Origin of the sequence: Duganella sp., assembly GCF_039595735.1 — a bacterium.
Taxonomy (GTDB): domain Bacteria; phylum Pseudomonadota; class Gammaproteobacteria; order Burkholderiales; family Burkholderiaceae_D; genus Rugamonas.
The window spans coordinates 61,531-88,349 of the sequence record NZ_JBCNLB010000011.1; the positions used below are offsets into that span (position 1 = coordinate 61,531).

General features: G+C 64.5%; 21 protein-coding genes. 8 read left to right on the forward strand and 13 right to left on the reverse strand.

All coding sequences use genetic code 11. The annotated features are described in order from the left end of the window. Window positions 1-3: 3 nt before the first annotated feature. The 4 genes from ABDW57_RS18400 to ABDW57_RS18415 are packed head-to-tail and all read right to left on the reverse strand — an operon-like array spanning window position 4 to window position 2,604. Window positions 4-831: a hydrolase 1, exosortase A system-associated gene (locus tag ABDW57_RS18400; protein WP_343731624.1), complete on the reverse strand. Its 828-nt coding sequence runs from the start codon at window positions 829-831 to the stop codon at window positions 4-6. Continuing rightward, the gene (locus ABDW57_RS18405) at window positions 831-1,673 is read right to left on the reverse strand and encodes a hydrolase 2, exosortase A system-associated (protein ID WP_343731625.1); all 843 of its coding nucleotides are present in this window, start codon (window positions 1,671-1,673) and stop codon (window positions 831-833) included. The genes ABDW57_RS18400 and ABDW57_RS18405 overlap by 1 nt, the downstream gene beginning before the upstream one ends. Continuing rightward, window positions 1,670-1,912 carry an acyl carrier protein gene (locus tag ABDW57_RS18410; RefSeq protein WP_343731626.1) on the reverse strand — a complete coding sequence of 81 codons (243 nt, stop codon included), beginning with the start codon at window positions 1,910-1,912 and terminating at the stop codon, window positions 1,670-1,672. Before ABDW57_RS18410 ends, ABDW57_RS18405 begins: the two co-directional genes overlap by 4 nt. Then, window positions 1,879-2,604, reverse strand: coding sequence for a hypothetical protein (locus ABDW57_RS18415; RefSeq protein ID WP_343731627.1), 726 nt, complete (start codon window positions 2,602-2,604; stop codon window positions 1,879-1,881). Before ABDW57_RS18415 ends, ABDW57_RS18410 begins: the two co-directional genes overlap by 34 nt. A 158-nt stretch (window positions 2,605-2,762) precedes the next feature. Here ABDW57_RS18415 and ABDW57_RS18420 point away from each other — a divergent pair, with 158 nt between their 5' ends. The 3 genes from ABDW57_RS18420 to ABDW57_RS18430 all read left to right on the forward strand — a co-directional run bounded on the left by ABDW57_RS18420 (window position 2,763) and on the right by ABDW57_RS18430 (window position 7,320). Further along, entirely contained in the window at window positions 2,763-4,325 is a 1,563-nt protein-coding gene (locus tag ABDW57_RS18420) for an acyl-CoA ligase (AMP-forming), exosortase A system-associated (protein ID WP_343731628.1), read from the forward strand. Further along, entirely contained in the window at window positions 4,322-5,548 is a 1,227-nt protein-coding gene (locus ABDW57_RS18425; RefSeq protein WP_343731629.1) for a pyridoxal-dependent decarboxylase, exosortase A system-associated, read from the forward strand. Before ABDW57_RS18420 ends, ABDW57_RS18425 begins: the two co-directional genes overlap by 4 nt. Window positions 5,549-5,619: 71 nt before the next feature. Further along, window positions 5,620-7,320: an asparagine synthase C-terminal domain-containing protein gene (locus tag ABDW57_RS18430; protein WP_343731630.1), complete on the forward strand. Its 1,701-nt coding sequence runs from the start codon at window positions 5,620-5,622 to the stop codon at window positions 7,318-7,320. On the opposite strand, the gene ABDW57_RS18435 is transcribed toward ABDW57_RS18430, so the two are convergent. Continuing rightward, the gene (locus ABDW57_RS18435; RefSeq protein WP_343731631.1) at window positions 7,250-8,083 is read right to left on the reverse strand and encodes a polysaccharide deacetylase family protein; all 834 of its coding nucleotides are present in this window, start codon (window positions 8,081-8,083) and stop codon (window positions 7,250-7,252) included. The two genes, ABDW57_RS18430 and ABDW57_RS18435, sit on opposite strands and share 71 nt — an antisense overlap. Then, window positions 8,080-9,339: a putative O-glycosylation ligase, exosortase A system-associated gene (locus tag ABDW57_RS18440; RefSeq protein ID WP_343731632.1), complete on the reverse strand. Its 1,260-nt coding sequence runs from the start codon at window positions 9,337-9,339 to the stop codon at window positions 8,080-8,082. Before ABDW57_RS18440 ends, ABDW57_RS18435 begins: the two co-directional genes overlap by 4 nt. A gap of 91 nt (window positions 9,340-9,430) precedes the next feature. Between ABDW57_RS18440 and ABDW57_RS18445 the strand changes: the two genes are divergently transcribed. From ABDW57_RS18445 to ABDW57_RS18465, 5 genes are read left to right on the forward strand one after another with little or no spacing between them, the layout of a single operon-like run. Further along, window positions 9,431-11,518 carry a glycosyltransferase gene (locus ABDW57_RS18445; RefSeq protein ID WP_343731633.1) on the forward strand — a complete coding sequence of 696 codons (2,088 nt, stop codon included), beginning with the start codon at window positions 9,431-9,433 and terminating at the stop codon, window positions 11,516-11,518. After that, window positions 11,515-12,942, forward strand: a complete 1,428-nt coding sequence (locus ABDW57_RS18450) for a lipopolysaccharide biosynthesis protein (RefSeq protein WP_343731634.1) — start codon at window positions 11,515-11,517, stop codon at window positions 12,940-12,942. The genes ABDW57_RS18445 and ABDW57_RS18450 overlap by 4 nt, the downstream gene beginning before the upstream one ends. 9 nt (window positions 12,943-12,951) lie before the next feature. Then, window positions 12,952-13,986 (forward strand): glycosyltransferase family 4 protein, encoded by a 1,035-nt coding sequence (locus tag ABDW57_RS18455; protein WP_343731635.1) that lies wholly within the window; start codon window positions 12,952-12,954, stop codon window positions 13,984-13,986. Beyond that, window positions 13,976-15,403 carry an MBOAT family protein gene (locus tag ABDW57_RS18460; RefSeq protein WP_343731636.1) on the forward strand — a complete coding sequence of 476 codons (1,428 nt, stop codon included), beginning with the start codon at window positions 13,976-13,978 and terminating at the stop codon, window positions 15,401-15,403. The genes ABDW57_RS18455 and ABDW57_RS18460 overlap by 11 nt, the downstream gene beginning before the upstream one ends. Further along, window positions 15,316-16,566, forward strand: coding sequence for a hypothetical protein (locus ABDW57_RS18465; protein WP_343731637.1), 1,251 nt, complete (start codon window positions 15,316-15,318; stop codon window positions 16,564-16,566). The genes ABDW57_RS18460 and ABDW57_RS18465 overlap by 88 nt, the downstream gene beginning before the upstream one ends. Here ABDW57_RS18465 and ABDW57_RS18470 read toward each other — a convergent pair. The 7 genes from ABDW57_RS18470 to ABDW57_RS18500 are packed head-to-tail and all read right to left on the reverse strand — an operon-like array spanning window position 16,550 to window position 26,814. After that, on the reverse strand, window positions 16,550-17,290 hold the full coding sequence (locus tag ABDW57_RS18470) for a class I SAM-dependent methyltransferase (RefSeq protein ID WP_343731638.1): 741 nt from the start codon (window positions 17,288-17,290) through the stop codon (window positions 16,550-16,552). The two genes, ABDW57_RS18465 and ABDW57_RS18470, sit on opposite strands and share 17 nt — an antisense overlap. Beyond that, on the reverse strand, window positions 17,281-19,716 hold the full coding sequence (locus ABDW57_RS18475) for a glycosyltransferase (RefSeq protein ID WP_343731639.1): 2,436 nt from the start codon (window positions 19,714-19,716) through the stop codon (window positions 17,281-17,283). The genes ABDW57_RS18470 and ABDW57_RS18475 overlap by 10 nt, the downstream gene beginning before the upstream one ends. Beyond that, the gene (locus ABDW57_RS18480; protein ID WP_343731713.1) at window positions 19,713-20,921 is read right to left on the reverse strand and encodes a TIGR04063 family PEP-CTERM/XrtA system glycosyltransferase; all 1,209 of its coding nucleotides are present in this window, start codon (window positions 20,919-20,921) and stop codon (window positions 19,713-19,715) included. The genes ABDW57_RS18475 and ABDW57_RS18480 overlap by 4 nt, the downstream gene beginning before the upstream one ends. Next, window positions 20,921-22,846, reverse strand: coding sequence for an XrtA/PEP-CTERM system amidotransferase (locus ABDW57_RS18485; protein WP_343731640.1), 1,926 nt, complete (start codon window positions 22,844-22,846; stop codon window positions 20,921-20,923). The genes ABDW57_RS18480 and ABDW57_RS18485 overlap by 1 nt, the downstream gene beginning before the upstream one ends. 2 nt (window positions 22,847-22,848) lie before the next feature. Next, window positions 22,849-24,012, reverse strand: a complete 1,164-nt coding sequence (locus tag ABDW57_RS18490) for a TIGR03088 family PEP-CTERM/XrtA system glycosyltransferase (protein WP_343731641.1) — start codon at window positions 24,010-24,012, stop codon at window positions 22,849-22,851. Beyond that, window positions 23,999-25,576, reverse strand: coding sequence for an exosortase A (gene xrtA / locus ABDW57_RS18495; protein ID WP_343731642.1), 1,578 nt, complete (start codon window positions 25,574-25,576; stop codon window positions 23,999-24,001). Before xrtA ends, ABDW57_RS18490 begins: the two co-directional genes overlap by 14 nt. Further along, entirely contained in the window at window positions 25,573-26,814 is a 1,242-nt protein-coding gene (locus ABDW57_RS18500) for a TIGR03087 family PEP-CTERM/XrtA system glycosyltransferase (RefSeq protein WP_343731643.1), read from the reverse strand. Before ABDW57_RS18500 ends, xrtA begins: the two co-directional genes overlap by 4 nt. Window positions 26,815-26,819: the final 5 nt, after the last annotated feature.

Genomic DNA, 26,819 nt, shown 5'->3' on the forward strand with positions numbered 1-26,819 from the left:
GCCTTACCATGCCTGTATCCATTGGGTGCAAATGTCCGCCACCTCGTCGCGCCAGACCTGGCGTGCGAAGGTGTGATTGGCGTGGGGGATGATGGTCTGACGCACGCGCGTACGCGCCAGCAGCTTGCGCCAGTGGGCGTGCTGCCGGGACAGCGCCATGAACTCGCGCGCACCAAGGTCGGCGCCGCTCAGGATGATGAGCACCTGGCCTTGAAAACGTTCCAGCGCCAGATGCAGTCGCTCGGGGAGCGGTTCAACTTGCGCCGTAGGCTCTCGCGCGGCCTGTGCGATCTGCCGGAACGAATCGAGCGCACGCCGTAAGCCGAAACCGCCACGCGCCAGCTTGCGCCAGAACTCAGCATCACGCACACGCTGGAGATAGTAATGGCGCAGCGTGACGCGCGCCTGCCCCTGCGTCGTTCGCACCCAGGGATTGGCCAGCACCAGACCGGTGATGCGCGGATCGCTCCATGCGTGGAAGGCTGCAGCGGTGGCGCCGTCGCACAGGCCCCACAACACCACTTCCTTCATGGCTGGCATGGTGCAGAAAAACTCGCTGATTGCCGCTTCCAGATCATCTTGTATCGATTCGAAGTCGCGCATCTCGCCTTCGCTGTCGCCCATGCCGCGGTAATCAAACCGCATGACCGGCACGTGGTGCGCGGCCAGGTGGCGCGCCAGCAGGACGAACTGCCGATGGCTGCCGACCCGGTACTGCGGTCCGCCGGTGACGATCAGTACGCCGCGCGTCAAGGGTTCATCCGGCACGTGCAGGATGCCGATCAGCCAGCAGCCCTGGCAGAGGAAGCGCAGTACGCGTTCATGCGACATTATGCGCACTCCATGGCGCTGGAGGTGGCAGCCAGCAGCGCGGGCACGATGCCGATCTCGCTGCTGCTCCAGAAAGGTTCGCCGTGCACGGGATAGGCGCGCACGGTGGCGCCATCGTCGCGCCAGCGATCGATCAGGAGCGCCGATGCGGGCTGCAGCACCGCGCCACCGTTGCCTGCGGCGGCCGCGTAAGCGCTGGCGGCATCTTGCGCGGGCGGCGCGCTTAACTCCATCCATTGCACCGGGCAACGTGGTGTCAGCGCGGCGGCGTCCAGGCGGCTGATGGCGGCAGACAGTGCGGGAGCCATCAGGTAGCCAGCGACTTCCGACGCCTGTTCGACAGCGGGCGCACTGGAAAACAGCCTGGCTGCGCTTTGCAGCCTGCTGAACTGCGTCATGTGCGCGCGGCCGCTCATGGCCGGCTGCCATAAGATTAGCGCCTCGGGCCGCGCGCGCGATGCAAAGTCCAGCGCCAGCAAGGCGCCCAGCCGCAGTCCCCAAACGTAGCGCGCGCCCAGTTTACGGTCGGCCAGCCATTGCCATGCCCGCGCAAGATCGTTCAGCCAGATCTCCCAGCGCGCCTTGGACAAGTCGCCGCTGCTGTCGCCACAACCGTATAAATCGATCTGCAGCACGCCAAAGCCGGCTTGCGCGTAGGCGCGTGCCTGCAGCGCCACCATGCGCCGGCTCTTGTTCAGTTCTTCCGCAAACGGGTGGACGTAGAGAATGGCGCCGCGCGCGGCGACGCCTGGTTCCGGTTCGTGATACAGGCAAAAGCGCTCGCCCTCGTCAGCGCTGAGGAAGAATGGCAGGGCGCTCAACGAGACGGCATCCACGGTCATTCCAGTTTGCCGGCGACGAAGGCTGACAGCGAGCCGACGGTGGCGAAGTGGCGGGCGCTGATTTCATCGTCGCGCACTTCGAAGCCGTAGTACTGCTCCAGCGCCACAATCAGGTTGGCGACCGCCATTGAGTCCAGCTCCGGCATGGCGCCCAGCAGCGGCGTGTCTTCGGTCAGCGGCTGGTAGCCCAGGCCCAGCGTGGTTCTCAGTATCTGGCAGACTTGTTGGAATGGGGGCATGGCGGCTCCTGTGAGGGAAGGTCGAACATCAGATGAGGAAAGGATGCGGGATGGCGTGACAAGTGAACGTACGGCCGCAGGCTGGCGATCATCCATTGCCATGTGCCGCAGCGCAGGAACACCGCGTGTCCCAGCCGCACCGTGCCGATCTGAGCGTGCGCCCGCAGCGACGCGGCGTTGAAAGCGGAGATGCGGCTGCAGGTCCAGCGCACGCCACGCCGGCGCAGATGCTGGCGCGCCGCTTCCCACAGCCGCCGGAAGACCCAGCCCAGTCGTTCCTCGGGCCGCACCCAGACATCAAAATCCCAGCTGGTGCGCGCCGATGGCAGGCAGTAGCGCGCGCGCACTTCGTCTTCCTGATAAGCGCCGGCGATCAGCCACATAAAGCCGGCAAGGCGGCCATTGCGCCATGCCGCCAGCGTTTGCGCACCTTGCGCATAGCGCGCCCGCACCACACTGGCCGGACGGGGATAGTCGCGCGGCAGTGGATCGCCCGCGCTGGCGCTGCGGATTTCGATATCGGCGCCGCGCAATGGCGCCAGTGGCGTGTCGCTGACATATTGAGCGACGAACAGGTAGCGCAACAGTGTCCAGCGGCCGCCGCTGGCCCGCGCCAGCAGGCGCGCCAGCACGTACAAGGCGGTATTGAACCAACCCAGTTGTGCGAGGGTGAGACGCAGGCCGTTCGTCATGGCTTCTGTCCTTGGAGGGCGGGATTCCGATTAGACTATGGCCTCTAATCGCCTGGTTTGCGCCAGCACAAGCGCACGCGCTATTTGATCGGTATCAAGAACGGCCGCGCGGATTCTCCCGATGATGGAAGACCCGTCCACTGTGAAGGCCTACCGTCATGGCGCAGCTAATCCACGAATTGATCTTTGCTTCGGCGCGCAACGTGCCGGAACGGCAGGCGCTTTGCTACCAGGGCGTTGGCCTGAATTACGGCGCATTGGCGCAGATGGTGCAGCAGGCGGCCAATGCCTGGCTGGATCACGGCCTGGCGCGCGGCGAACGGCTGGCGGTGTTTCTGGAAAAGCGCGAGGAGGCCGTGGTGGCAATGTTTGGCGCGACTGCTGCCGGCGGCGTGTTTGTGCCGGTCAATCCGGTGTTGAAGCCGGAGCAGGTGGCGTACATCCTGGCCGACTGCAACGTGCGCATCCTGGTCACGTCGCGCGAGCGCCTGAACCAATTGACAGGCGTGCTGGCGGCCTGTCCTGACCTGCGCACGGTGATTGTCATCGGCGCGATGGAAGGTCTGGGGCCGCTGGCAGGCGTGCAGTTGCATTCATGGCGCGAGAGCATGGCGGCTGCACCGCCGCGCCTGGGGCACAGCTGTATCGACGTCGACATGGCAGCCATCCTGTACACCTCGGGCAGCACCGGCAAGCCGAAGGGTGTGATTCTGTCGCACCGCAATCTGGTGGCCGGCGCGCTCAGCGTTTCCAGTTATCTGCAGAACACGTCTGAAGACCGCATCCTGTGCGTGCTGCCGCTCAGCTTTGATTACGGCCTGAGCCAGCTGACCACGGCCTTTGCTGTCGGCGCCTGCGCGGTGCTGCTCAACCACTTGCTATTGCGCGACGTGCTGGATGCCATTGACCGCGACCGCATCACCGGGCTGGCCGGCGTGCCGCCGTTATGGATACAGCTGGCGGAACTCAGCTGGAACCACGCGCGCCGTTTGCGCTACATCACCAATTCCGGCGGCGTGATGCCGCAACACACCATCAAAGCCTTGCGCCGTGCCTTGCCGCACGTGCAGATGTACCTGATGTACGGTCTGACCGAGGCCTTCCGTTCCACCTATCTGGCGCCGGAACAGCTGGACGTGCGGCCGGATTCCATCGGCAAAGCAATACCCAATGCGGAAATTCTGGTGCTGCGCCAGGACGGTTCGCCGTGTGCGCCCAACGAGCCAGGCGAACTGGTGCACCGTGGCGCGCTGGTGTCCATGGGTTACTGGAATGACGTAGCGAGAACCGCCGAACGTTTCCGTCCTTTGCCAGCGCGTGCCAGCGGTCTGCCGCTGCCCGAACTGGCGGTCTGGTCCGGCGACACGGTGCGGGCCGATGAAGAAGGCTATCTGTATTTCATCGGCCGCCACGACGATATGATCAAGACTTCGGGTTACCGCGTCAGCCCGGCGGAGGTGGAGGAGATTGTCTACGCCACCGGGCTGGTACGTGAGGCGGCCGCCTTGGGCTACCCACACCCCACGCTGGGCCAGGCGATCGCGCTGGTCGCCGTGGGCGTGAGCGTGGATGGCGATGCGCTGCTGGTGGCCTGCAAGCATGCCTTGCCAACTTACATGGTGCCCGCCCGCATCGAACTGCGCGAGCAGCCGCTGCCGCGCAACCCCAACGGCAAGATCGATCGCAAGTTGCTGGCGCAAGCATTGGAGTCAGGCGCATGACGCCCGCGCACGCTGAGCAGCGCCAGTTCCCGGTGCTGGACGACTGCCTGCAGTTGGGCGGCATCACACTGCCGAGGCTGGCCGAGCGGGTCGGCCGCACACCGTTTTACGCCTACGAGCGCGAGCACATCCAGTCGCGCGTGGCTTTGTTGCGCGGCAGCTTGCCGCCGTCGCTGCATTTGCATTACGCCATCAAGGCCAATCCCATGCCGGCGCTGGTTCACATGATGGGTCTGCTGGTGGATGGCTTTGACGTGGCTTCCAGCGGCGAGCTCAAAATAGCGCTGGATGCCGGCATGCCACCGTCACGCATCAGCTTTGCCGGACCGGGCAAGAGCAACGCCGAGTTGCGCAGTGCGATCGCCGCAGGCGTGCTGCTGCATTTGGAGTCTGAGGATGAGATGGAGCGCGCGGCCCGTACGGGTGAGCTGCTGGGGCTGACGCCGCGCGTAGCGGTCCGTGTCAATCCTGAATTCGAGCTCAAATACGCCGGCATGAAGATGGCCGGCGGCGCGCGGCAGTTTGGGGTAGATGCCGAACGTGTCCCGGCCATGTTGCGCAAGATCGGCGCCCTGGGGCTGGATTTTCATGGTTTCCACCTGTTCTGCGGCGCGCAAAACCTGTTCGCCAAGGCGATTTGCGAGGCCCAGCGGCTGTGTGTGCAACTGGCACTGCGGCTGGCCGGCTACGCGCCGGGCCCGCTGCGCCTGCTGAATATCGGCGGCGGTTTTGGCGTGCCGTATTTCCCCGGCGAGCGGGCACTGGATCTGGCGGCGGTGGGCGATGGCTTGCAGGACGTGACGCGCGCGCTGGCCGCCGAGTCGCCGCAAACGCGGCTGGTGCTGGAGCTGGGGCGCTATCTGGTGGCCGAGGCCGGCGTCTACGTCTGCCGGGTGCTGGAGCGCAAGCTGTCGCATGGGCAGGTGTTCGTGATTACGGATGGCGGCATGCACCATCATCTTGCGGCCTCCGGCAATTTTGGCCAGGTGATCCGCAAGAATTACCCGGTGGCGATCGGCAACCGCATGCAGGCTGGCCCGCGTGAGGTGGCAACCGTGGTGGGGCCGCTGTGCACGCCGCTCGATATGCTGGCCGACAGTATGGAGCTGGCCCGCGTTGAGCCCGGCGACTTCGTGGTGGTGTTTCAGTCCGGGGCCTACGGCATGACGGCCAGCCCTACCGCCTTTCTCAGCCATCCGTTACCGCTGGAGGTGCTGGTATGAGCGGGTTGAGCGGTTACCTTGATGCAGCCGGATTTGACGTGTCTGCCCCCAGGCAGGACCCAAGGCTCAGCATGCACCGGGAAACCGGGCTGGCGGCAGCGGTGTGGGGCCGCGCCAGACTGGATGGCAGTGACCAGCAGGTGGCGGCCCGCTTTGCCGCTGCCTGGCGCGCGCGCGGCGCTCCGGCCTGTGCCGAGTTGGGCGGACATTTCGCGGCCTGTATCATCGATTACGCCGCCGGTCAGGTGTTGCTGGCGATTGATCGCAGCGGGGTGCACAGCATGCACTACCATGCCGACGCGCAGGGTTTGCGTTTCGGGACGGAAGCCTCCGCGCTGCCGGCTGGCGAGCTGGATGCGCAATCGATCTACAACTATCTGTATTTCCACGTCATCCCGGCGCCGCTCAGTGTGTACAGCAAGCACCAGCGCCTGCTGCCGGGCGAATATCTGCTGTACCAGCGCGGCCGCGTGGAGCGGGGGGCTTACTGGCGTATGCGCTTCCACGAGGAGCGCGCGCTGCCGTTTGCGGTCATGAAACGGCAGTTTCTCGGTATTGTGCACGATGCCGTCCAGCAGGCGGCAGGAGACGAGGTCGGGGCCTTTCTTAGCGGCGGCACCGACAGCTCCACCCTGGCCGGCATGCTGGGCAAGGTCACGGGGCAAGCCGCGCGCACTTACTCGATCGGGTTTGACGTCGATGGCTATGATGAAATGGCATACGCGCGCATCGCAGCACGGCATTTCAAGACTCGGCACCATGAGTATTATCTGACTGCGGGCGATGTTGCCGATGCTATTCCGCGCATCGCCGCGGCATGTGATCAGCCGTTTGGCAATTCTTCCATTGTCCCGGCGTATTTTTGTGCGCAGATGGCGCGCGCGGATGGCGTTACCCGGCTGATCGGCGGCGACGGCGGGGACGAACTGTTCGGCGGCAATGAGCGCTACGCCCGCCAGGCCGTGTTTGCCCGCTACGAGCAACTGCCATCCAGTCTGCGCCAGATGGCGCTTGAGCCGCTGCTGTTTGGTCTCGCCGGCAAGGCGGATCTGCGCCTGCTGCGCAAGGCACGCAGCTATGTCGAACAAGCGCTGGTGCCGATGCCGGCGCGGCTGGAGACCTACAATCTGCTGCAGCATTATGGCCCGGCCCAAGTCTTGCATGGCGACTTTCTCGCTACCGTCGATCAGGCTGCGCCGCTGGGACAGTTGAACGCATGCTACTGGGAATCTCACGGCCTCAGCCAGATCAACCGCATGCAGGCGCTGGATTTGCGCTACACGCTGGCCGACAACGACTTGCGCAAGGTCGCCACGGCATGCCAGCTGGCTGGCGTCGAGGCGGCGTTCCCGTTCCTGAGCGACGATATGCTGGCATTTTCAGCCCGTCTGCCGCCGGCCGACAAGCTGAACGGCACGCGTCTGCGCTATTTCTTCAAGCATGCCTTGCGCCGGCATCTGCCAGGCGCCATCCTGCGCAAGAAGAAGCACGGCTTTGGCATGCCGTTTGGCCAGTGGCTGCAGACGGATGCGCATCTGGGCGCGCTGGCCTATGACAGTCTCAGCGATCTGAAGCGGCGCCGCGTGGTACGGTCAGACTTCATTGACCAGCTCATGCACAAGCTGGTGCGCGAGCATCCTGCCTACCATGGCACCATGGTGTGGGTGCTGATGATGCTGGAACAGTGGTTGCAGCATCACCCTATACCGCAACCCGCCGCTGCGCCAGCAAGCGCAGCAGAAACCGCATGCGATCCGGCTCCCAGGGCGTGAAGCGCGGCAACTGCAGCAGGTCGCTGCCTTCGTAAGCGGCGCCGGCGACGGTGCTGAAGGCCGATGTGAAGCCCAACGCGCGCACCATGTCGACGTGGCGCTGGTGGTAGTCCGCGCCAGGCTTGCCATTTGGATAGGCAAAGGTGGTGACCGGCAACTGGATAATCTCTTCCAATACGTGCTTGCCATGACGGATGTCGGCCAGCGCTTCCGCGTCCGGCACCGCCGCCAGGATCGGGTGGCGATAGGTGTGAGCGCCGATTTCCATGCCGGCCTGCACCAGCGTTTGCACCTGGGCGCTGGTCATCATCAGGTCCCGCTGACGCGGCGGGGCGAGGGCGCGGGCGGTACGTTGGCGGTCCTCAAACGGTTGGTATTTCAGTTGCTGCAGCAGCTGATCCAACGCTTGCGGCGCCAGCCGGGCTGCCCGCGCGTGCGCGATGACGTCGTCATTCCACATCTGGCCGCCATTCAGGTAGGCGCTGGCGATGAAAAAGGTGGCGTGCAGGCCGTGGCGCTGCAGCACGGGCAGCGCGAAGTCGGCGTTGTCGGCGTAGCCATCGTCGAAGGTGATGGCCACCGCGCGTGGCGGCAGGGTTTGCTGCTGCAGGCCGCGCAAGGCGGCGCTCAGCGGCAGCACGTGGAAGCAGCGCTTCAGCAGCGATAACTGGCGGTCGAAACGGCGCACGTCGGGCAGGCTGGGCAATAGCGGGTCCGGCCGCAGCAATACGCGGTGGTAAATCAGGATCGACAGGCGGTTCATCGGCAGGCCTCGGTGGGACGGCTCGCCAGACGCTGCTCGGTCAAAGCGCGCAGCGCCACCACGGCGGCCATCAGGTAGTAGGGAACGTCGAAGTAAAGCAAACTCAGGAAGGCCCCGCCGACGGCGAAGCCGATCAGGCTGGCCTGAATCATCTTGGCCAGGTTGCTGGCCCATTGCAGGTCGGGATCATTGCGGCTGTTGCGCGCCACCCAGGCCGCGGAGCGCCAGGTCAGCGTGCCCAACAACAGGTACAGCCCCAGTCCGATGAAGCCGTGTTCGCCCAACGCCTGGAAGTAGATGCTGTGGGCGGCATGCACGTCGGCCGGGTTAGGCGCGTACAGATAAAATACCGAAGGCTCGGCGATCTCGAACCCGCCGCCGAAGAAGCGGTCCTTGGCCAGGTTGTAGGCCATGTTCCAGGCGTTGATGCGGCCCATGGCGGAATTGTCGGACTGGTAGTCGGTGATGCTGTCCATGCGCTCGGTCCAGCGGTCCGGCATGAACAAGGCGGCAAACGGTGCGAACAGCGCGATCAGCAGCGCGCCCAGCATCTTCTTGTGACTCTTCAGCCACATCAATAGCATCATGGCGGCGATCGCAAGCAGGGCGCCGCGCGAATACGAGCCCAGCGCCGCCATCGCCGACAGCAGCATGGCCGCCGTCCAGCCCCGCCGAACCCACGGCTTGTCGCTGCTGAGCTGCAGGTAGCGCATCAGCGGAATGGCGATGATGAGCGCCAGTGCGATTTCGTTGTTGCCGCCGATGAAGGTGCCGGTCGGCCCCCAGACGCGGAAGTTGCCCCCTTCGCGCACGGTGAAGATACCGCCTTTTACGCCATAAAAGCCGAGCGATATCGCCAGTACCCAGATCATGCGGTGCACATCCTGACGGCTGCGGATCACCACCATGGTGATCAGGCTCATCAGCATAATTTTCATCACCTTGCCGAGTTGTATCTGGGAGGCGGCGGGAAAGATGGCAAACAAGGTGGTGACGTTCATCCACAGCACCATGGCGAGCAGGGCGAAGGTGATGCCGCTGGGCGGCAGGCTCTTGGGGGCACGTGAGGTGGCCAGGCTAAAAATGGTCATCACCGCGATGATTTGTGCGAACGGGAAGGTGGTGGCGAAACCCCAGCCCTGGGTGTGCGGGTTCATGACGCTGATCCAGATCCACATCAGCACGCCGTTGACCGGATTTTTCACGATCAGCGGCAGGCTGGCAAAAACAATGAGGGTGATGAGTATGTCGCGCATGGCAGTCGTTGACGTGGCTCAACGAAGCGTTTGAGCCTGTTAGTACACTGGCTTTTTGCTCTTGCGATCTTAGAACAGGGGAGGGCTGGCCTTGTTGACCGTACTCATGGCGACGCGCGATGGGGCTGGCACTTTGCCGATGGTGCTGGACGCGTATTGCCGTCTCGCCGTGCCGGCGGGTGGATGGCGCTTGCTCATCATCGACAACGGCAGCACTGACGGCACGGCGCAACTGCTGGCCAGCTACAACCGCCACCTGCCGCTGCAGCGCCTGCATGAAGCACAGGCCGGCAAGAACCGCGCCTTGAATCACGCGCTGGATGCGGCGCTGGCGATGCCGGGCGCCGCGCAGGACCTCTTCATCTTTACCGACGATGACGCCTTGCCGGCGCCAGACTGGCTGCAGCAGTGGCAGGCCTGCGCCGCTGCCCATCCCGACCACGACGTATTTGGTGGCGCCATCGTCCCGGACTGGGCGGAAGCACCGCCGGCCTGGCTGCTCCCCTTGATTCCGACCGGACTGACCTACGGGCTGACCTCGCCGGTGCTGCCGGACGGTCCGGTGTTTCCAGGGCTGGTATGGGGCGCCAACATGGCGGTGCGGCGCGCGATTTTCACAGCCGGGCACCGCTTTGACACCAGCATCGGTCCCAATGGCGCGGATTATGCAATGGGCAGCGAAACGGAGTTCACCCGTCGGCTGGCGGCTGCCGGGCATCCGGCCAGGTTCTGCCGCGCACCACAGGTGGCGCACCACATTCGCCGACACCAGGTAAAGATTGATTACATCCTGCGGAAAGCGTGGCGCTTCGGGCGCGGAAAATATCGGCAGGAATGCCCGGGGCGCTTCGCAGAGCGCCTGGGCGTGCCACGCTGGATGCTGATGCGCTATCTGCTGGAGCTGGCGGCATGGGCAGGCGCGGCGCTGAGCGGCAACGCCAGCCGCAAATTTCGGCACCGCTGGGAACTTGCCTTCCTGCGCGGCTACTTCCACGAGGCATGGCACGGCGCGCCGCGCAGCCGTCCAACCATTCTGGTCACCAGCTATTCCGGCGAGCTGGGCGGCATGGAATTGCGCATGGCGCAGGAAGTGCGCTACCTGCAGTCGACCGGTTACACCGGCGTGCTGGCGCTGCGTCAGTTTGACGGGCTGGATGCCTGGTCGCAACGCCTGGCGTCCGAGCAGATCACCGTCGCGCAGTTCAGCGCGCCGCCGTTCTTTGAAGGGCCGTGGCGCTGGCGTCAGTTGCGCTATTGGCGCGCCCGCTGGCTCGCGGCCGGTCGGCTGCGCGCATTCCGGGCGCAGTTGGTGCATGTGGCGCTGTGCTGGACGCACTACGGCGCCTCCATGTTGTGGCTGGCCCGGCACTGCCGGTTGCCAGCCGTCATCAGCGTGCACAACGCCTTTCCGCCGCACGGCTTCACGCCTTGGCACGACAAGCTGCTGAAGCAGGCTTTTTGCGGCGTGCGCGGCATTTACGCGGTGTCGGAATCAGCCATGCAGCATTTCATGGCAGCGTATCGGCCGTATATATTAGCGTCCACCCGCCTGGCGGTGATACCGAATGGCGTGGATGTCGATCAGTTCAGACCCTCGCTGTCAGTGCGGATGGAGGCGCGCCGGCGATGGCATCTGCCACAGCAGGCTTTGGTAATCGGTGCGGTCGGACGTTTGTCCCAGCAAAAACGCCCGCAACTGTTGCTGCTGCTGTTCGCGCAACTGCGGCAGCGTTTCCAAGGCCTGTACCTCGTGCTGGCCGGCAGCGGGCCGCTGGAGGCCAGCTTGCGTGCGCAGGCGGAACAGTTGGGGGTGCGGCCTTGGGTGATCTTCACCGGTTTTGTAGAAGCTGTCCATGAGCTGATGCCCGCGCTCGACGTGCATGTGCTGATGAGCCGGAACGAGGGCTTTGGCATTGCCACCATCGAGGCGATGGCCTGCGGCGTGCCGGCCGTGGCAACCGATGTTCCCGGCAGCGCCGACGTCTTGCGCGGCAGCCGCGGCGGTTTGCTGGTGCCGGCGGATGATGTGTCCGCCGCTGCGGTCATGGTTGGCGAGTTGCTGGCCGATGGCGCGCGTCGCGCCGGGATGGGACGCCATGGACGGCAGGAGGCGGAGCAACGCTACAGTCATGCCGTGGTGGGCCAGCAGGTACGGGACTTCTACCGGGGACTGCTATGAAGGCGCGCCTGTCCTTTATGCTGTCGTTCTCCGAGAAGTACACGCTGCTGGTGGTGAACACAGTGTCCGCCATGGTGCTGGCACGCTGGCTGACGCCGGAGGCAGTGGGCGTGTATGCGATCGGCGCCGTACTGGTCGGATTGGTGCAGGTGCTGCGCGATTTCGGTGTCGGCGCCTATGTGATCCAGGAAAAGACGCTGGACCGCGACAAGCTGCGCGCGGCGCTGGGCGTCAACATGCTGATCGCCTGGCCGTTGGCGCTGTTGGTGTTGGCCGGCAGCTATCCGGCGGCCTGGTTCTATCACGAACCTCGCTTGCGCATGGTGTTGCAACTGCTCGCGATCAATTTCCTGCTAGTGCCCTTCAGCGCCGTGGCCTTGCCGTATTTACGCCGCCTGATGCGGTTTCGGGCGGTGTTTGCCATCAATGTCAGCCAGTGCGCTGTCCAGGCAGCTTGTTCCATGCTGCTGGCGATGCATGGCTGGGGCTACCTCAGTCTGGCGGTGGGGGCGGTGGCGGGCGCGGTGGCCACCGTGCTGACCACCCTGTGTTGCCGTCCGGGCGACCTGCCGTGGCTGCCGTCGTTACGCGGCGCACGCAAGATCCTGTCGTTTGGTGCGGTGTCCACGGCCGGCACCTTGATTGATGAAGCCGGCGTCGCGGCACCCGATCTTATCATCGGCAAGATGACCGGCGTGGCCGAGGTGGGCATTTACGGCAAGGCCATGGGCGTCATCAACGTCTTCAACCAATTGGTGACGGCCGCGATTTCACCGGTGATCTTTCCGCTGTTTTCCGCCCAGGCGCGCGCCGGAGATGACTTACGCCAGGCCTATCTCACCACGGTCAGCCACATGACGGCGCTGAGTTTGCCATTTTTTGGTTTTATCGCGCTGATGGCGCAGCCGCTGGTGCGGTTGCTGTACGGCGATCAATGGGACGCCGCGGTGCCGGTAATCCGGGTGATGTGCATCGGGTCTGCTGTGTACAGCCTGTTCAGCATGGCGCGCTACCTGTTTGTGGCCATGGGCGAGGTGAGGGCGCAAGCGCGGCTGGATACGCTGGCGGTGCCGGTCCGGGTGCTTGCCGTGCTGGCGGCGGCGCCGTTCGGCCTGCACTGGATCGCCTGGGCTGTGGTGGCAGGCGCGCTGTTCCGCAGCGGGCTGACCTACGCTTATCTGCACGAACTGACGGGTCTGCAATTGCGCGACCTCGCGGCTGCAAGCTGGCGTAGTGCGCTGGCCGCCAGTGTTGCACTGGGCGGCGCGGCGGCGATGTGGCTCGGCGATCGTGATGGGCTGTTGTTGTGGCCGGCACTGATCTGTTTCCTGTTCTGGCTGGCGACCATGCGCGCTCTGCGCCACGCGTTGGCCGATGAATGCACGATGGCAGCGCGCAAGGCCCTGGCGCTGCTGCACCGATAAGAGGCGGCTATGCGCATAGGTATTCTGTCTTATCCCATGCTGTTCCAGCGCGAAGGCGGCCTGCAGGTGCAGGTGCGGTCGACCATGCAGGCCCTGCGCCAGTTGCCATTGGAGGTGGAACTGGTCGACCCGAACCGTGATCGGCTGGATAGTTATGACGTCGTCCACGTTTTTTCCGCGATTAACGGCAATTACCGTGTGGTCGAACTCGCCAGCGAGCTGGGCGTGCCGGTGGTGCTGTCGGCCTTGCTGTCGCCGGGGTGGAACCGCCATACGGCGATGCGCGCGCGCATCGCTGACCGTCTCACGGGCCGTCTTACGCAGTGGGCCGTGCAGACCAGCTACGCTCAGACCAAACGTGCCCTGCAACTGGCGCAGCTGGTGGTCGCGCTGGGACCGGCAGAGCAGGCCGCGCTGGTAGATGGTTTCCGGGTGGCTCCGTCCCGCATCCGCCTGCTGCCAAATGGAATTGGCGAGCACTTCTTCCGTGCCGACGAATATCTGTTCCGCTCCCGTACGGGTGTGGTCGGACCGTTTGTGTTGATGGTGGGCTCGATCTCGCCGTACAAGAATCAGCTGGGACTGGTGCGGGCATTGGACAGGCTGGGCTTGCCGGTGGTGCTGATCGGCCAGGCGCAGCGCCAGCATCAGGATTATTTGCAGCAGCTGCTTCACTGGCCGAAAGTACACTGGCTGGGACAACTGGATCACCACGATCCCTTGCTGGCAAGCACGTATGCGGCGGCCTCGGTGCTGGCGTTGCCCAGCCAGGGGGAGGTGTTTCCGCTCTGCGTGCTGGAGGCGTTGGCCGGCGGCACGCCAGTGGTAATGACGGATGAAAGCGCGCTCAGCCTGCCGGACAGCGCATTTGCGCTCAAACAATTGCGTTGGAATGATGCAGACGCCTTAGGCCGGGAGATCCGGAGCTTGATCGATCATCCGCCCGGACGCCCCGAGGTGCGTGCGCTGGTCCAGGCCTTCACCTGGCAGCGCGTGGCGTTGCGTATCGCCGACTGTTACCGGGAACTGAGCGATGCTGTTTAACTCGTTCAGCTTCCTGTTTCTGTACTTGCCGGTGGTGCTGGGCGGCTATTTCACGCTGTTGCGCTGGCGGCCGGGCTGGACGGCGGGATGGCTGGCGCTAGCATCGTTGTTTTTCTACGGCCATTGGGACGCGCGCTACCTGCCTTTGCTGCTGGGATCAATCGTCTTCAATTACTGGTGCGCGCAGCATCGCCGGCTGCTGCTGTTCGGCGTTGTGGTGAATCTGGTTGTGCTGGGCTACTACAAGTACGCCAATTTCTTCATCGACAGCATGAACCAGCTTGGCGCGCAGTGGCATGGCTGGGCGATTGTGCTGCCGGTAGGCATTTCATTCTTCACGTTCACGCAGATTGCCTACCTGGTCGATTGCTACCGCGCCGGCGCCGGCGAGTACCGGCTGGTGCAGTACACCTTGTTTGTCAGCTATTTCCCGCATTTGATCGCCGGGCCGGTGCTGCACCACAAGGACATGATGCCGCAGTTTGACCGGCCCGTACGGCTGGACATGGCCGATATCGGCATCGGTTTGTCGATATTCGTATTGGGCCTGTGCAAAAAAGTCCTGCTGGCGGACCCCATTTCCGTGCTGGTAGGGCCGGTGTTTGCACCGAACGCGCAACCGCAGCTGGTGGAAGCCTGGATCGGCACGCTGGCCTATACCTTTCAGCTGTATTTCGACTTTTCCGGCTATTCCGACATGGCGATAGGCTTGTCGCGTCTGTTTGGCGTGCGTCTGCCACTGAACTTCAATTCTCCCTACAAGGCTGCAAATATCAGCGAGTTCTGGCGGCGCTGGCATATGAGCCTGTCTCGCTTTCTGCGCGACTACCTGTATGTGCCGCTGGGCGGCAACCGTCACGGCACGCTGCAGCGATATCGCAACCTGATGCTGACCATGCTGCTGGGCGGCCTGTGGCATGGCGCCGGCTGGACGTTTGTGCTGTGGGGTGCACTGCACGGCATTTATCTGGTGCTGCATCAGGTATGGCAGGCGGTGGCGGGCGCGGCTATGCCACGCTGGTGGGGGCGTTGCCTGACCATCTTGGCGGTGATGCTGGCCTGGGTAGTGTTCCGCGCACCGGATGTGGCGACGGCAGTCGAGGTCTTGCAAGGCATGGCCGGCCTGAATGGAGTTTCCCTGCCGCACGGCGCTGCGAGGTTGGCTGCACCGCTGGATGCTTTGGGCTGGCATCCGGCCTTTGACGGCATCCGCTGGATCGACTTTAGCGGTCCGGCCATTCCCGCGTTGTTGCTGGCCATGGTGCTGGCGCTGTTTGCACCGAATACGCAAGAAATCCTGGATCAGCCGCTGCGCTGGTCGCCGGCCAAATGGCGCAGCGCGGTGATGGCGCTGTTGTTTCTGGGCTGCCTGTTCAATATGAACCGGGTCAGCGAATTTCTCTATTTCCAATTCTGAACATGGATACCCAAGTGGCATGGCGCGGTTACGTGGTGCTGTTTTCGGGCATCACGCTACTGGCGAGCGGCGCGGTGGCGACGCTGAATTACCTGGTGGATCCCTACCTGATCCACCAGTGGGACTCGCCACACTTGCGGCGGCTGCTGCCAGGGCGGGAAAAACTTAGTCCCTGGGGCAAGACTTACGCGCTGGCACGCTTCCAACCCCAAGTGCTGTACGTCGGCAATTCGCGCACGGAATTGGGACTGCCGGCGCAAACGCCTGTCTTTGGGCAAAGGCGCGTGTTCAATGCGGCTTTGTCCGGTGCTTCGTTGGGCGATGCGGCAGCCATGGTACGTCACGCGACGACGGTCAGCACTTTGGAAACGGTGGTATGGGGCGTCGATGCGCCATCCTTTTCGATGGAAATCGGCAATACGGATTTTGACCGCGAACTGGTGGCGGCCGACCGCTACTATTTTCTGCGACGCTGGTTCATCAATATCAAGCGCGCGCTCAGCGTGGACATGACACTCGATTCACTGCGCGTATTGCGTGGCACGTTTGGCGGCGTGTGCCTGTCCAGCCTGGCCTTGCTGGGACAGCGCGACGGTCGTTGCGTGCAACAGCGCATCACCAGCCTGGGCGGCGCCGGCGCCGCCATGTTGCCGCGCGTACGCGACTTTGCACGCGGCAGCGGGCCAACGCCGGACGCCATGCAGGAACTGGATCGCAGCCTGACGGTTCTGTGCCAGGCAGGCACGCGCGTGCGTTTGTACGTCAATCCCACGCATGCCATGACCAGCGACGTCTTGTATTGGGCGGGAAAATGGCCCGCGCTGGAGGCGTGGCAGGCCCGGCTGGCGGCGTTGGCGGAGGAACACCGCAAATCAGGCTGCGACACGCGCGTTTTTGATTTTTCGGGATTTAACAGCGTCACCATGGAAGCGCCGCCGCAACTGAGCCGCCGCGCCGAGATGGAAAATTACTGGGAGGCGTCGCATTATCGCGTGAACGTTGGGCAGCGCATCCTGGAACGCATGTTCGGGCAGGGAGCATTGTGGGGTGAGGAGTTGATGCCTGCTACGCTGCCAGCGCATCAATCTGCGCAGCGCGCCGCGCGCGACCGGTATCACAGCGATCATGCGGCGGAAACCGCCATGGTCAGATCGGTTTTATGAGAACGGCGCAGCCTTTCTCACAGACGCGGGTGGCATGCGTCAGCATGGGAAATTCCTGCCGCCAGCGCGCGACGATGGCTTGCTCGTCGCTGCGGCCGGCATCGTCCATGAACACGTGCGCGCCCGCAGTCAGTTGCGGAAACAGCAGCGGCCCGGCGGGATAGCGGGCCAAGGCGCGGGTTGTCTGTGGCGGGCCATCGATCACCAGCAGATCGATAGCCAGGCCGGACGGCAGCGCGCCGAGCTCGTACCAAGACCAGCTTTCGCCAGCCAGCGCTTGTGACTGCAAGGGCGCGTCCAGCACTTGCGCCCAGTCCTGCAAACCATGGCGCTGCAGCTGCTGCCGGGTCTGCTCCGCATAGTAGTGATCATGTTCAAGACTGAACACCTTGCCAGCGCCATTCAATTGCATGCAGCGCGCCAACACCAGCGTCGAGGTGCCGCTGCTGCATTCCAGCACTGTTTGTGGCTTGGCCGAGCGCGCGTGACGCGCCAGTTCCAGCAGAAAATCCGGCGAGGCTGCCCAGCCACGCGTGGGAGGCAGGCTGGTTCTGAGATCGAGTTCGGTGTACAGGCCTTGCAGTGCCTCCAGCTGACGGAAAAGGGTGACGTTATCCTGGCGCGATTGGTCACGCAGGTCGAATAAGAGCAGATGTGCCTGCCGCAGCTTGTGCAAGGTAAAGGCCAGCACCAGAAAAATCAGGCTATCGATAATCAAGGGCATGACGGCGCTCCCACTTTGCTGACGACATAACGGTGTTTGCCAGACGCTTCCGCCGGTATCGCGCTGACTTCCTCGATCACGATTTCCACGGTATCGCCAAGCCGGGCGCGGAATTGGGTGATGATGCTGAGCCGGAGGGCTGGCGGAAGGCCATCCACACTTACCAGCAGCACGCGCGTGCAATCCAGGCTTTCCTGGATAATCTTAAACGCGCGTACTTGCGCCAAGTCGCGCAGGATATAGATGAGCGCCAGTCCATGCATGACCGTGCCATCGCGCGCGACGACGAAATCGGTAACGCGGCCCTCTACCCGTTTCAGCAGCGGCAGTCCGCGCCCGCAGGGGCAGGCGCGGGTGTCGAGCGCGCCGACATCGCCAGTGGCGTAGCGGATGAAGGGGAAATCCTTGCTGGCCAGGTGGGTGATGACGATGGCGCCGTTCTCGCCCGGCGCCACCGGTTGTCCTTGCGCATCTAGAATCTCGACGATGACATCTTCGGCTGTGATGTGCATGCCGCCCTCCGGGCACTCGTGGGCGATGAAGCCGGCGTCGCGGCCGCCGTAGCCATTGGCCACCGGTGCGTTGAAGGCGCCGCTCAGCAAGATCCGCTGATCCTCGTACAGCCGTTCCGCTGTGACAAAGACCACGCGCACGCCCAGTTTGTCCAGTGCCACGCCGCGCGATTGTGCATGCTGCGCCAACAGGCACATCACGGAGGGATAGCCGAACAGCATGGCGGGACGCTGTTTTTGCAGCCGTGCGAGGTAGTCGTCGAGGCGGGCTGGCGACAGGTCGAAGGCCGGCAGCAGGTCGCTGCGCATCAGGCGGTCGCGACGGGCACGCCACAGGTCCTGGGCGTGCAATTCTATCGGTGAGCCCCACATGACGGCTTCGCGGTCGCCAATGTCAACGCCCCACCAGCGCGTGGCGCGCCATTTGGCGGCCACGTCGTGGCTGATGCGTTGCTTGCCAAGATAGAAAATCAGCGGCTCGCCGCTGGAACCGCCAGTGCTGAAACGTTGCATGCGGCCGGCAGCATCGGAGAGAAAGTCGTCGCGGTGACCGTTGATGTCGGCTTTGCGCAGCAGAGGAAGGCAGCGCAGATCGCGCACGTCGTGCACGCGGGTGGCGTCGAAACCGATGCGCGCGTATTGTTGACGGTAGTGCGGCACATGCTCGGACGCGTGCAGCAGAAGTGCGCGCAGGCGCTCGACCTGCAACGCCTCGATCTGGTCGGCTGACCACCACTGACTCGCTTCCATCTTGCGCCGCAGCGGCGGCGTGTGGTGGCGCTTGAAACGTTCGTGCAGCGGGAAGACCGCGAGGGAAACCAGGGCCGTGTAACCGGAGCGGGGCGGACGGTTGAGCACCCGGCGATACTGTCCCATCAACAGTGGCGCCACGCGCTGCCAGCTGTGGCGTTGCGCGCTGGACAGGCCGGCAGTGGACAATGCATGTCCCTGGCCGGAGGAGGTCAGCACCATGTGCATTGCCGCCGCCATCGCTTGGGCATCGCCGGGCGGCACCAGCAAGCCATCCACCCCGTCGCGAATCATGTCCGGCACGCCGCCGACGTTGGTGCTGACCACCGGCACGCCGCTGGCCCATGCTTCCAGTACCGAGTTGGGCATGTTATCGGCCAGACTGGGATTGAGCGCAACATCGGACTGGCGATAAAACTGCGGCATGTCAGCGTTTCCGGTTTTGCCAGCGAAGTGCACCGCAGTTTGCAGTTGCAGGGAGGCGGCCAGCAGGCGAAGGCGCAGTAATTCGGGACCTTCACCGCAGATGGTCAGGCGTGCTTGCGGCAGATGCTGACGCAGCAGGGCAAACGCGTGCAGGGCGGTGGCGTGGTCGTACAAAAGTTCCAGATGGCGTGCAATCAATATGTGCGCGCCAGCGGGGCGAGCAGGCGCCGGCCGAAATCGCGATAGATCCACGATGTTTGGCACTATTTGCGCGATGATGCCGTAGCGCGCGAATACTCGCGCCAGGTAGGCGGAGGGCACGATGACGGCGTGCGCGCGACGCATGCTGAAACACACCAGCGTGGCGCTGCGGTCAAGAAACTGCGGGGCTTCACCGCCGCGATAATTAAGCACCACGCCTTTGCCGCGCAGCCAGCCGATCCAGATTGCCGGCGCGGTTTGCAAGTGCCATGACCAGCCTGAGTTCGCCATCACATGCAGCAGTTGCGCCCGGCCGGCGGCGCGCCATAGTTGCCAGAGGTAAGGCGGCAAGCGCAGTGCGGCGCGCATGCCGCGCATCGGAGCTGCCCAGGCAGGCCGCCATGGTGGATTGACCTGCACCAACTCCACCGAGGCGCCGGCATCGCGCAGCAGGTCCGCGAGTTGTACGGTTTGATTGGCAATGCCACCGGCCGGCGGCGGCAGCGGGCCAATCAGGGCAATACGCAGCCCGTTCATGGGTTTGGCGCCAGCAGGCGCTGGTAGATGTCGCCGTATCGGGCCACGCTGGCGCTCCAGTTGCGCTCGCGCTCGACGTAATCGCGGGCTTGCTGGCGCAAATCCGGCCACAGCTCAGGATGGCGCAGCAGGTGCAGTATCTGGGCGGCCAGCGCGTCGGCGTTGCCGGCCTTGAACAGCATGCCGGTCTTGCCATGTTCGATCATCTCGCGGTGGCCGCCGACGTCCGATGCCACCACCAGGCGGCCTTGCGCCATCGCCTCAAGCGGCTTGAGCGGCGTCACCAGCTCAGTCAGCCGCATCGGCAGGCGCGGGTAGACCAGGATGTCGATCAGGCTGTAATACTCGGTAATCTGCTCGTGTGGAATGCGGCTGGCAAAGTGGATTTGGTCCTGCAGACCGAGTTGAGCGCTCAACTTGCGCAGCCTGCTTTCCTGCGGGCCGCCGCCGACCAGCAGCAATTGCAGCGCAGGCACGGTTTTCAGCATGGGCGGCATGGCTTGCAGCAGCAGGTCCAGTCCTTCATAGGCGTAAAACGAGCCGACGAATCCCAGCAACGGTTGCCCGTGCAGGCCCAGACGTTGTGCCAGTATGGGGTTTGGCGGCGGCGCGGCGCGGAAACGCTGGCTGTCGACCGCATTCGGAATGACAGTGACGCGCGGTGCCGGTATGCCACGAGCGATGATGTCGGTACGCAGCCCCTCGCAGATGGTGGTGACGGCGTCCACGCGGCGCAAGGCGTAGGTTTCCAGCGCGCGGCTGAGACGATAGCGCAGGCCGCCGGCTGGGCTGGTGCCGTGATCAGCCGCGGCATCTTCCCAGAAAGCGCGGATTTCGTACACCACCGGGATGTTCAGTGCGCGGCCGACGCGCAGGGCGGCGATGGCGTTCAGCGCCGGCGAGTGCGCATGCAGCACGTGCGGGCGCGCGGCCTTGGCAATGTGCCGCATGCGGCGCGTCAGCCCCGAGATGATGGCAAGTTGCCGCAGCACCGGCAGGCGCGTCCACCAATGCCCGGCCGGCGGCGTGCGGAAGAAATGCCAGCCATCGATCTCCTGCTCGCCGCAGATGTCTCCTTGCTTGGCACTCGTCAGGTGGATGGTATGCCAGCCCATCTTGCGCTGCTGGCTGAGGATGGCCAGCGTGCGGAAGGTATAGCCGCTGTGCAGCGGCGCGGAATGGTCGAGGATGTGCAGGATGCGCATCATGCCGCCTGCCGTTCTGCGTATTGTTCCGGCGATTCTTGCCACTGGCGCAGGAAGGCTTCAAACATCAAGAGCGACCACAACGGCGCGCTGTGATCGCGCCGTCCGGTTTGATGCTGCTGGAACAGCTGCTGCACATAATCCATGTTGAACATTGCGCTGTCCGCAAGGATCTGGCTGCTTAGGCTGCGTTGCAGGCGGCTCGCGAGGGGGCTGCGGAACCAGTCGGCCAGCGGCACGGAAAAGCCCATCTTCTGCCGGTGCAGCAGGTTGTCCGGCAGGTAGGGCGCCAGCGCCCGCTTGAACAGGTATTTGCCGACGCCGCCGTGCAGCTTCAGCGCGGGCGGCAGGCCGGAAATCCACTCCACCAGCGTGTGATCGAGCAGCGGCACCCGCACTTCCAGGCCGTGCGCCATGCTGGCGCGATCGACTTTGGTGAGAATGTCGCCCGGCAGGTAGGTCTTAAGGTCCAGGTACTGAATGGTCGACAGCGGATCGCGCGCCGGGCAGGCGGCCGCGTGCCGCCGCAGTGCTTCGACGGCATGATACTGGCCGAGGTCACGCTTGAGCGCCGGGCTGAACAACTGCGTGCGCATCTCGTCTTTCATGATGCTGATGCCGTGGAAGTAGGCCGCCACCGATTCGCGCGCCAAAGCTTGCAGTGTGCTTTTGGCGCGCAACGGGCGCGGCGCCCAGTCGGCTTTGGGATACAACGCGCCGAGCGCGCCGAACAGCGGCTTGCGCAGTCCCAGCGGCAGCAGCGAGCGCAAGCGCTCTTCGTGCAGATGCCAGCGGTAGCGGCGGTAGCCGGCCAGGTTCTCGTCGCCACCATCGCCGGACAGCGCCACCGTGACGCGCTGGCGCGCCAGCTGGCAGACGCGGTAAGTGGGCAGCGCCGAGCTGTCGGCAAATGGTTCGTCATATAAGCCGGCCAGGCGGTCGATCAACGCGGCGTCGTGCTGCTGCACGCGCTGGATGTGATGACGGGTCGCGTAGCGTTCGGCCACCAGATGAGCGTATGACGACTCGTCGAACTGGGCGTCATCAAAGGCGATGGAGCAGGTGTTGACCGGCGCGGCCGATTCCTGCGCCATCATGGCCACCACCGCGCTGGAATCGACACCGCCAGACAAGAATGCGCCCAGCGGCACCTCGGCCACCAGCCGGATGCGCACTGCCTCACGCAGACGTTCGATCAGCTCGTCCGCCGCCTGTGCCGGGCTGATGACGTGGTGCGGGGTGAAGGACACGTCCCAGTATGGCCTTGGCTGCGCCGGAGCGCTGCCGTGGCGAAGCAGCAAGCTGTGGCCGGGTTCCAGTTTGCGGATCTGCTTGAATACGGTGCGCGGTTCGGGAATGTAGCCGTAGGCGAAATAGTCTTCAATGGCAAGCGGATCAAGGTCGCGGCGCAGCTGGTCGTGGGCCAGCAAGGCCTTGATTTCGGAGGCGAAGAGCAGGTGGCCGTTGTCCAGCATGGCGTAGTGCAAGGGCTTGACGCCAAGCCGGTCGCGCGCCAGGAACAGGCTGCGCTGCTTGCGGTCCCACAGGGCAAAGGCAAACATGCCGCGAAAGCGCTCGACGCAGCGCGTGCCCCATTGTTCCCAGGCGTGGACGATCACTTCGGTGTCGCAGTGGGTGCGGAAGATGTGGCCAAACTGCTGCAATTCGCGCATCAGCGCCTGAAAATTGTAGATTTCGCCGTTGTAGACCACGGCCACCGTGTAATCTTCATTGAACAGCGGCTGCTGGCCACCCGCCAGGTCGATGATAGACAGGCGCCGGTGCCCCAGTCCCACGCCGGCCTCGCGGTGCATGCCGCTCTGGTCCGGGCCGCGGTGGCGCTGGATGTCGGTCATGCGCTGCAACAAGACCGGATCGATATCGGCCTGGTGATAAAGATCGAAGACTCCTGCAATGGCACACATGGCTATCCTTTCGTCGATGGCTGCTGGGTCAGACGGTCATACACGGCCAGGTAGGCGTCGGCCATGGCGCTCATGCTGAATTCGTTGAGCACGCGGCGACGGGCGCGGATGCCATGCTGACCAGCCATGCCGGTAAAGCGGTAGTAATCGCCGATGGCGGCGGCCAGTTCGGCCGGGTCGCGGGGCGGCACCAGCGTGCCGGTCCAGCCGCTTTGCACCAGCTCGGGATTGCCGCCGACCGAGGTGGCCACCACCGGCAGGCCGCTGGCCATGGCTTCCAGCACGGTGTTGGAGGCGCCTTCCGCCAGCGAAGGTTGCACAAACACACTCATGGCGCGCATCAGTTGGGGGATGTCCTGGCGCGTACCGGGCAGCCAGGCCAGGCCGGCCGTGCCGGAAGCGCGCAACACGTCCAGACAGGGCTGGCGGCAGGGGCCATCGCCGATGACGACCAGGCGCAGGCGTTCCGCCGCGATGTCGCCTTGCGCCAGCAGGCTGATGAAGGCGTGCACCAGGGTGATGTGATCTTTCACTTCGGCCATGCGCCCGACGCTGCCGATGACGAAGGCGTGCTCTGGCATGAAGCCTTGCGGGCCGATGGCCGCAGGCGGGCCCAGCCGGGGATGGAATTGCAGGCTGTCGACCCCGTTGCAGATATGGGTCACGCGCTGCGGCCGCGCACCGATGCTGCTGACCAGCCAGTGTTCCAGCTCCTTGCTGACGGCGATGAAGTGCCCGATCAGCGGCCGCAGCAGTTTGCGCAACAGCCGGTAGCGGCGCTTGCTGCCGTCCAGGTCGTGGATGTCGCGGCCATGCTCGCCGTGGATGCGCACCCGCACGCCAGCCGCCGCGGCCAACAGTTGCGCCTCGATGCCAGCCAGGTTGCGGGTGTGGATCAGTTGCGGCTGCAGCCGCTTGAGGGTGTGAAACAGGCGCAGGTAGTGGGACCAGTCCTTGCCCTGACGCTTGTTGAGGTTGACGATCTCCACGTCCGGACGCTGGATGCGCAAACGGAAGTCGCTGGCGTCTTCCAGGCAGACGATGGCATGGCGGTAGCGTTCCGGCGGCAGATGGTTGATCAGGTTGACCAGGCCATTTTCCAGCCCGCCCACATCGAGACGGTGGATCAGGTGGACGATCAGCGGCACGGTGTCAGCGTTCGACATGGCGCAGGCTCCGGTCGATGGCGGGCAGCATCGCGGTCAGCAGATCCTGCATGGCGGCCTCGGCATGATCAGCTTGCTCGTCGTAGCCGGCGGCAAGCACGACTTCCGCGCCGGCGTCAGCGCCGCCGAACAGGCGTGCCTTGGCCAGCAGCAGCTTGACGTATTGCGGGCTGCTGGTGTCGACGCCATCCTGCCGATACCAGCGCCACACCAGCAGCTTGTAACTGGCCGCCTGCTGCACCGACTGGCGCACGGTCAGGCGGCGGCCGGCGATCGTCAGCGTACGTCGCTCGCTGCGCACTTCTTCCCACTGCGGCGTGCCGGATACCACGGTACGGCGCACCGGCGCCAGCAACTCCGCACCATCGGTCTGGTGGCGATACCAGGTCATTTGCAGCGACACGGTACGGCGGCCGTCGCGGTAATTGTTGGCAATGCGTTGCGGCTGGCCATGGTGCAGCACGCGCCAGTCAGTTGGGCGCATGGGGCTGGCTTGCCATGGCTCGGGCGGCGCGGCCAGCGCCAGAACCGGCTCTGGCGTCAAGTCCGGTGGCGCAGTGCGCAATAGCCAGGCTGCCAGCAAAGGCCATGTCACGCAGATGGCGATGGCCAGGATTGTTGCGCGCACGTATTGCGCTGGGCTGGACGTGCTGGCGGATGGCATCAGTTGGCGTTGCTCTGGGTGTCGCGGTGGCGCCGCGTCACGCCAGCGGGCGCCGCACCAGAACAGCAGCGCCATCACCACGCCAAAAAACAGCCAGCCATAGATCAGGTGATCGACGCCGGCGGCCAGCTGCATGTCGCTCCAGTGGCCGATCAACACCACCATGCAGGCACGCAAGCCATTGGCCAGTATGGGCAGCAGCAGGGCGACGGCCATGAACACCAGGCGCTTGGCCGGGCGCTGATAGTTGACGCCGGCATACAACATGCCCAGTGCCAGTGACGCAATCAGGTAGCGCAGGCCACTGCAGGCATCCGCCACCGACCAGTTGCCGCTGGGCAGAGCAATAAAGTTGTTTTCGTGGAAGACCGGTATGCCGCCGATTTGCAGCAGGGCCACGGTAAAGCGGGCGGTGAAATCCACCAGTGGCGGGATGAAGATTTCGCCGAATGGCACGGCGAGCAGGAGGTAGGCCAAGGGGAAGGCAATGGCTCGGGCCAGGTATGGTCCGAGAATGGCAGTGAGGGAGGCTATTCCCATCAGCACCAGGCAATATTGCTGCAAAACTTGCACGTGGGCGACGGCGGACAACATCCAGATCAGGCCCAAGCCGGCCAGCATCAGCAATCCGGGCCACCAAGGCTGACGCGCAGTGGCGGCCAGTGCGCCGCGCCGCTGCCAGATCAGCCAGGCTGACACGGGCAGGATCAGGAGACCGTGATTGAAAGTCGGCGAACGCAGCCAGATGCTGACAATGCTGCTGGCGGTCGGCAGATAGATCAGCAGCAGCGCCGCCAGCGCGCCCCCGAGGCAGGTCTGCGGCCAGTACGGCCACGGTGCCGCCGGCCCGGCCCCAGGCAAACGGCGCGGCGACAGCAGGGCGGCGCGCGCGGCGTTCATCGCGTCGCCTCCGCAGTTGGCAGGCTGTCTGGCAGGTGCGTTTCCACGCCCAGCACCCGCCCCAGGCGTTGCAGATTTTCGCTCCAGCGATAGTCGCGAAGAATGCGCTGGCGCGCAGCCATACCGAGGCCGCTTTCGGGCGCATGCAACTGGCGGCAAATCGCACTGATAAATTCGGCGCCGCCGTTGGCGCGTATGATTTCAGTGCCATGCACAGCCTGGATTCCTTCCAGCGCCTGCGGCGAGGCGATCACGATCTTTTGCATTGCCATCGCCTCCAGTACTTTGTTCTGGATGCCGCGTGCAATGCGCAACGGCGCCACCACCAGCGCGGCATGTTGCAGATAGGGCCGCACGTCCGGCACAGTACCGCTGACGCGCACGCCTGGAAAGCGCTGCAATTCGCGCACTTGCGATACGGGCCGGGAGCCGACGATGTGAAATTCCAGCGTCGGATGCTGGGTGTGCAACGCAGGCATCACGCGCTCGGCAAACCAGCTGACAGCGTCAATGTTCGGCTCGTAATCCATGGCGCCGGTGAACACCAGTGCGCGTGCGTCGCCGTACGGCGACGGAAACGCGGGCTGCTGCGCGAAGTAGTCGCTGTCGACGCCGTTGCTGTAATAGTCGACCTTGCCGGCCGATTCCGGTGCCCGCTGCCGGAACAAATCGGCCTCGGCCGGCGACACCAGCAGCACCCGATCGAATTCCGCCGCCGCCTTGCGCTCATAGTCCAGCAGCAAGCGGCCTTCGCGCCGGTACAGGCCGGACAGCGGCCAGGCCTTGCTATCCGCATAGCTGTGCCATTTTTCCGAGTCCACATCGACCAGGTCCAGCACCCGCCACAGGGGGCCGCGCTGTGTACTGAACGGAACGTACTGCGCCATCGGTCCGGAATACGCGAGACAGACGTTGATGTCATGCTGCTCCAGCGTCCTGCCGACCCAGCGCTGCAGGCTGGCGTGGCGGAAGTAGGGCAGGCTGAGCGCTTCGTCGCGCAACAGTGCCGATAACGCGGACAGCCGCGCCCAGTGCGGCGGCATGCGCACGAAGCAGGTGCTGGCGCAATCGGCCGCCAGCTTGGCCGCATGGGCGGCGTCATCCTCGTGATCGATAAACGTGCCAAGGTGCACGCGAAAGTGCCGCCGCAGATACTGCAAGGCATGGTAAGCGCGGATTTTTTCGCCTTTGTTGGGCGGAAATGGCAGGCGATGGCAGAGGAAAAGCAGGTCGCGCATGATGG

Excerpts from the sequence above, each read along its gene's own strand:
- ABDW57_RS18415 (WP_343731627.1), bottom strand. The coding sequence starts at position 2,604 with ATGACGAACGGCCTGCGTCTCACCCTCGCACAACTGGGTTGGTTCAAT.
- ABDW57_RS18405 (WP_343731625.1), bottom strand. The coding sequence starts at position 1,673 with ATGACCGTGGATGCCGTCTCGTTGAGCGCCCTGCCATTCTTCCTCAGC.
- ABDW57_RS18460 (WP_343731636.1), top strand. The coding sequence starts at position 13,976 with ATGCTGTTTAACTCGTTCAGCTTCCTGTTTCTGTACTTGCCGGTGGTG.
- ABDW57_RS18420 (WP_343731628.1), top strand. The coding sequence starts at position 2,763 with ATGGCGCAGCTAATCCACGAATTGATCTTTGCTTCGGCGCGCAACGTG.
- ABDW57_RS18430 (WP_343731630.1), top strand. The coding sequence starts at position 5,620 with ATGCACCGGGAAACCGGGCTGGCGGCAGCGGTGTGGGGCCGCGCCAGA.
- ABDW57_RS18490 (WP_343731641.1), bottom strand. The coding sequence starts at position 24,012 with ATGTCGAACGCTGACACCGTGCCGCTGATCGTCCACCTGATCCACCGT.
- ABDW57_RS18485 (WP_343731640.1), bottom strand. The coding sequence starts at position 22,846 with ATGTGTGCCATTGCAGGAGTCTTCGATCTTTATCACCAGGCCGATATC.
- ABDW57_RS18475 (WP_343731639.1), bottom strand. The coding sequence starts at position 19,716 with ATGAACGGGCTGCGTATTGCCCTGATTGGCCCGCTGCCGCCGCCGGCC.
- ABDW57_RS18435 (WP_343731631.1), bottom strand. The coding sequence starts at position 8,083 with ATGAACCGCCTGTCGATCCTGATTTACCACCGCGTATTGCTGCGGCCG.
- ABDW57_RS18480 (WP_343731713.1), bottom strand. The coding sequence starts at position 20,921 with ATGCGCATCCTGCACATCCTCGACCATTCCGCGCCGCTGCACAGCGGC.
- ABDW57_RS18450 (WP_343731634.1), top strand. The coding sequence starts at position 11,515 with ATGAAGGCGCGCCTGTCCTTTATGCTGTCGTTCTCCGAGAAGTACACG.
- xrtA (WP_343731642.1), bottom strand. The coding sequence starts at position 25,576 with ATGAACGCCGCGCGCGCCGCCCTGCTGTCGCCGCGCCGTTTGCCTGGG.
- ABDW57_RS18425 (WP_343731629.1), top strand. The coding sequence starts at position 4,322 with ATGACGCCCGCGCACGCTGAGCAGCGCCAGTTCCCGGTGCTGGACGAC.
- ABDW57_RS18455 (WP_343731635.1), top strand. The coding sequence starts at position 12,952 with ATGCGCATAGGTATTCTGTCTTATCCCATGCTGTTCCAGCGCGAAGGC.
- ABDW57_RS18400 (WP_343731624.1), bottom strand. The coding sequence starts at position 831 with ATGTCGCATGAACGCGTACTGCGCTTCCTCTGCCAGGGCTGCTGGCTG.
- ABDW57_RS18465 (WP_343731637.1), top strand. The coding sequence starts at position 15,316 with ATGGCGCAGCGCGGTGATGGCGCTGTTGTTTCTGGGCTGCCTGTTCAA.
- ABDW57_RS18440 (WP_343731632.1), bottom strand. The coding sequence starts at position 9,339 with ATGCGCGACATACTCATCACCCTCATTGTTTTTGCCAGCCTGCCGCTG.
- ABDW57_RS18470 (WP_343731638.1), bottom strand. The coding sequence starts at position 17,290 with ATGCCCTTGATTATCGATAGCCTGATTTTTCTGGTGCTGGCCTTTACC.
- ABDW57_RS18500 (WP_343731643.1), bottom strand. The coding sequence starts at position 26,814 with ATGCGCGACCTGCTTTTCCTCTGCCATCGCCTGCCATTTCCGCCCAAC.
- ABDW57_RS18410 (WP_343731626.1), bottom strand. The coding sequence starts at position 1,912 with ATGCCCCCATTCCAACAAGTCTGCCAGATACTGAGAACCACGCTGGGC.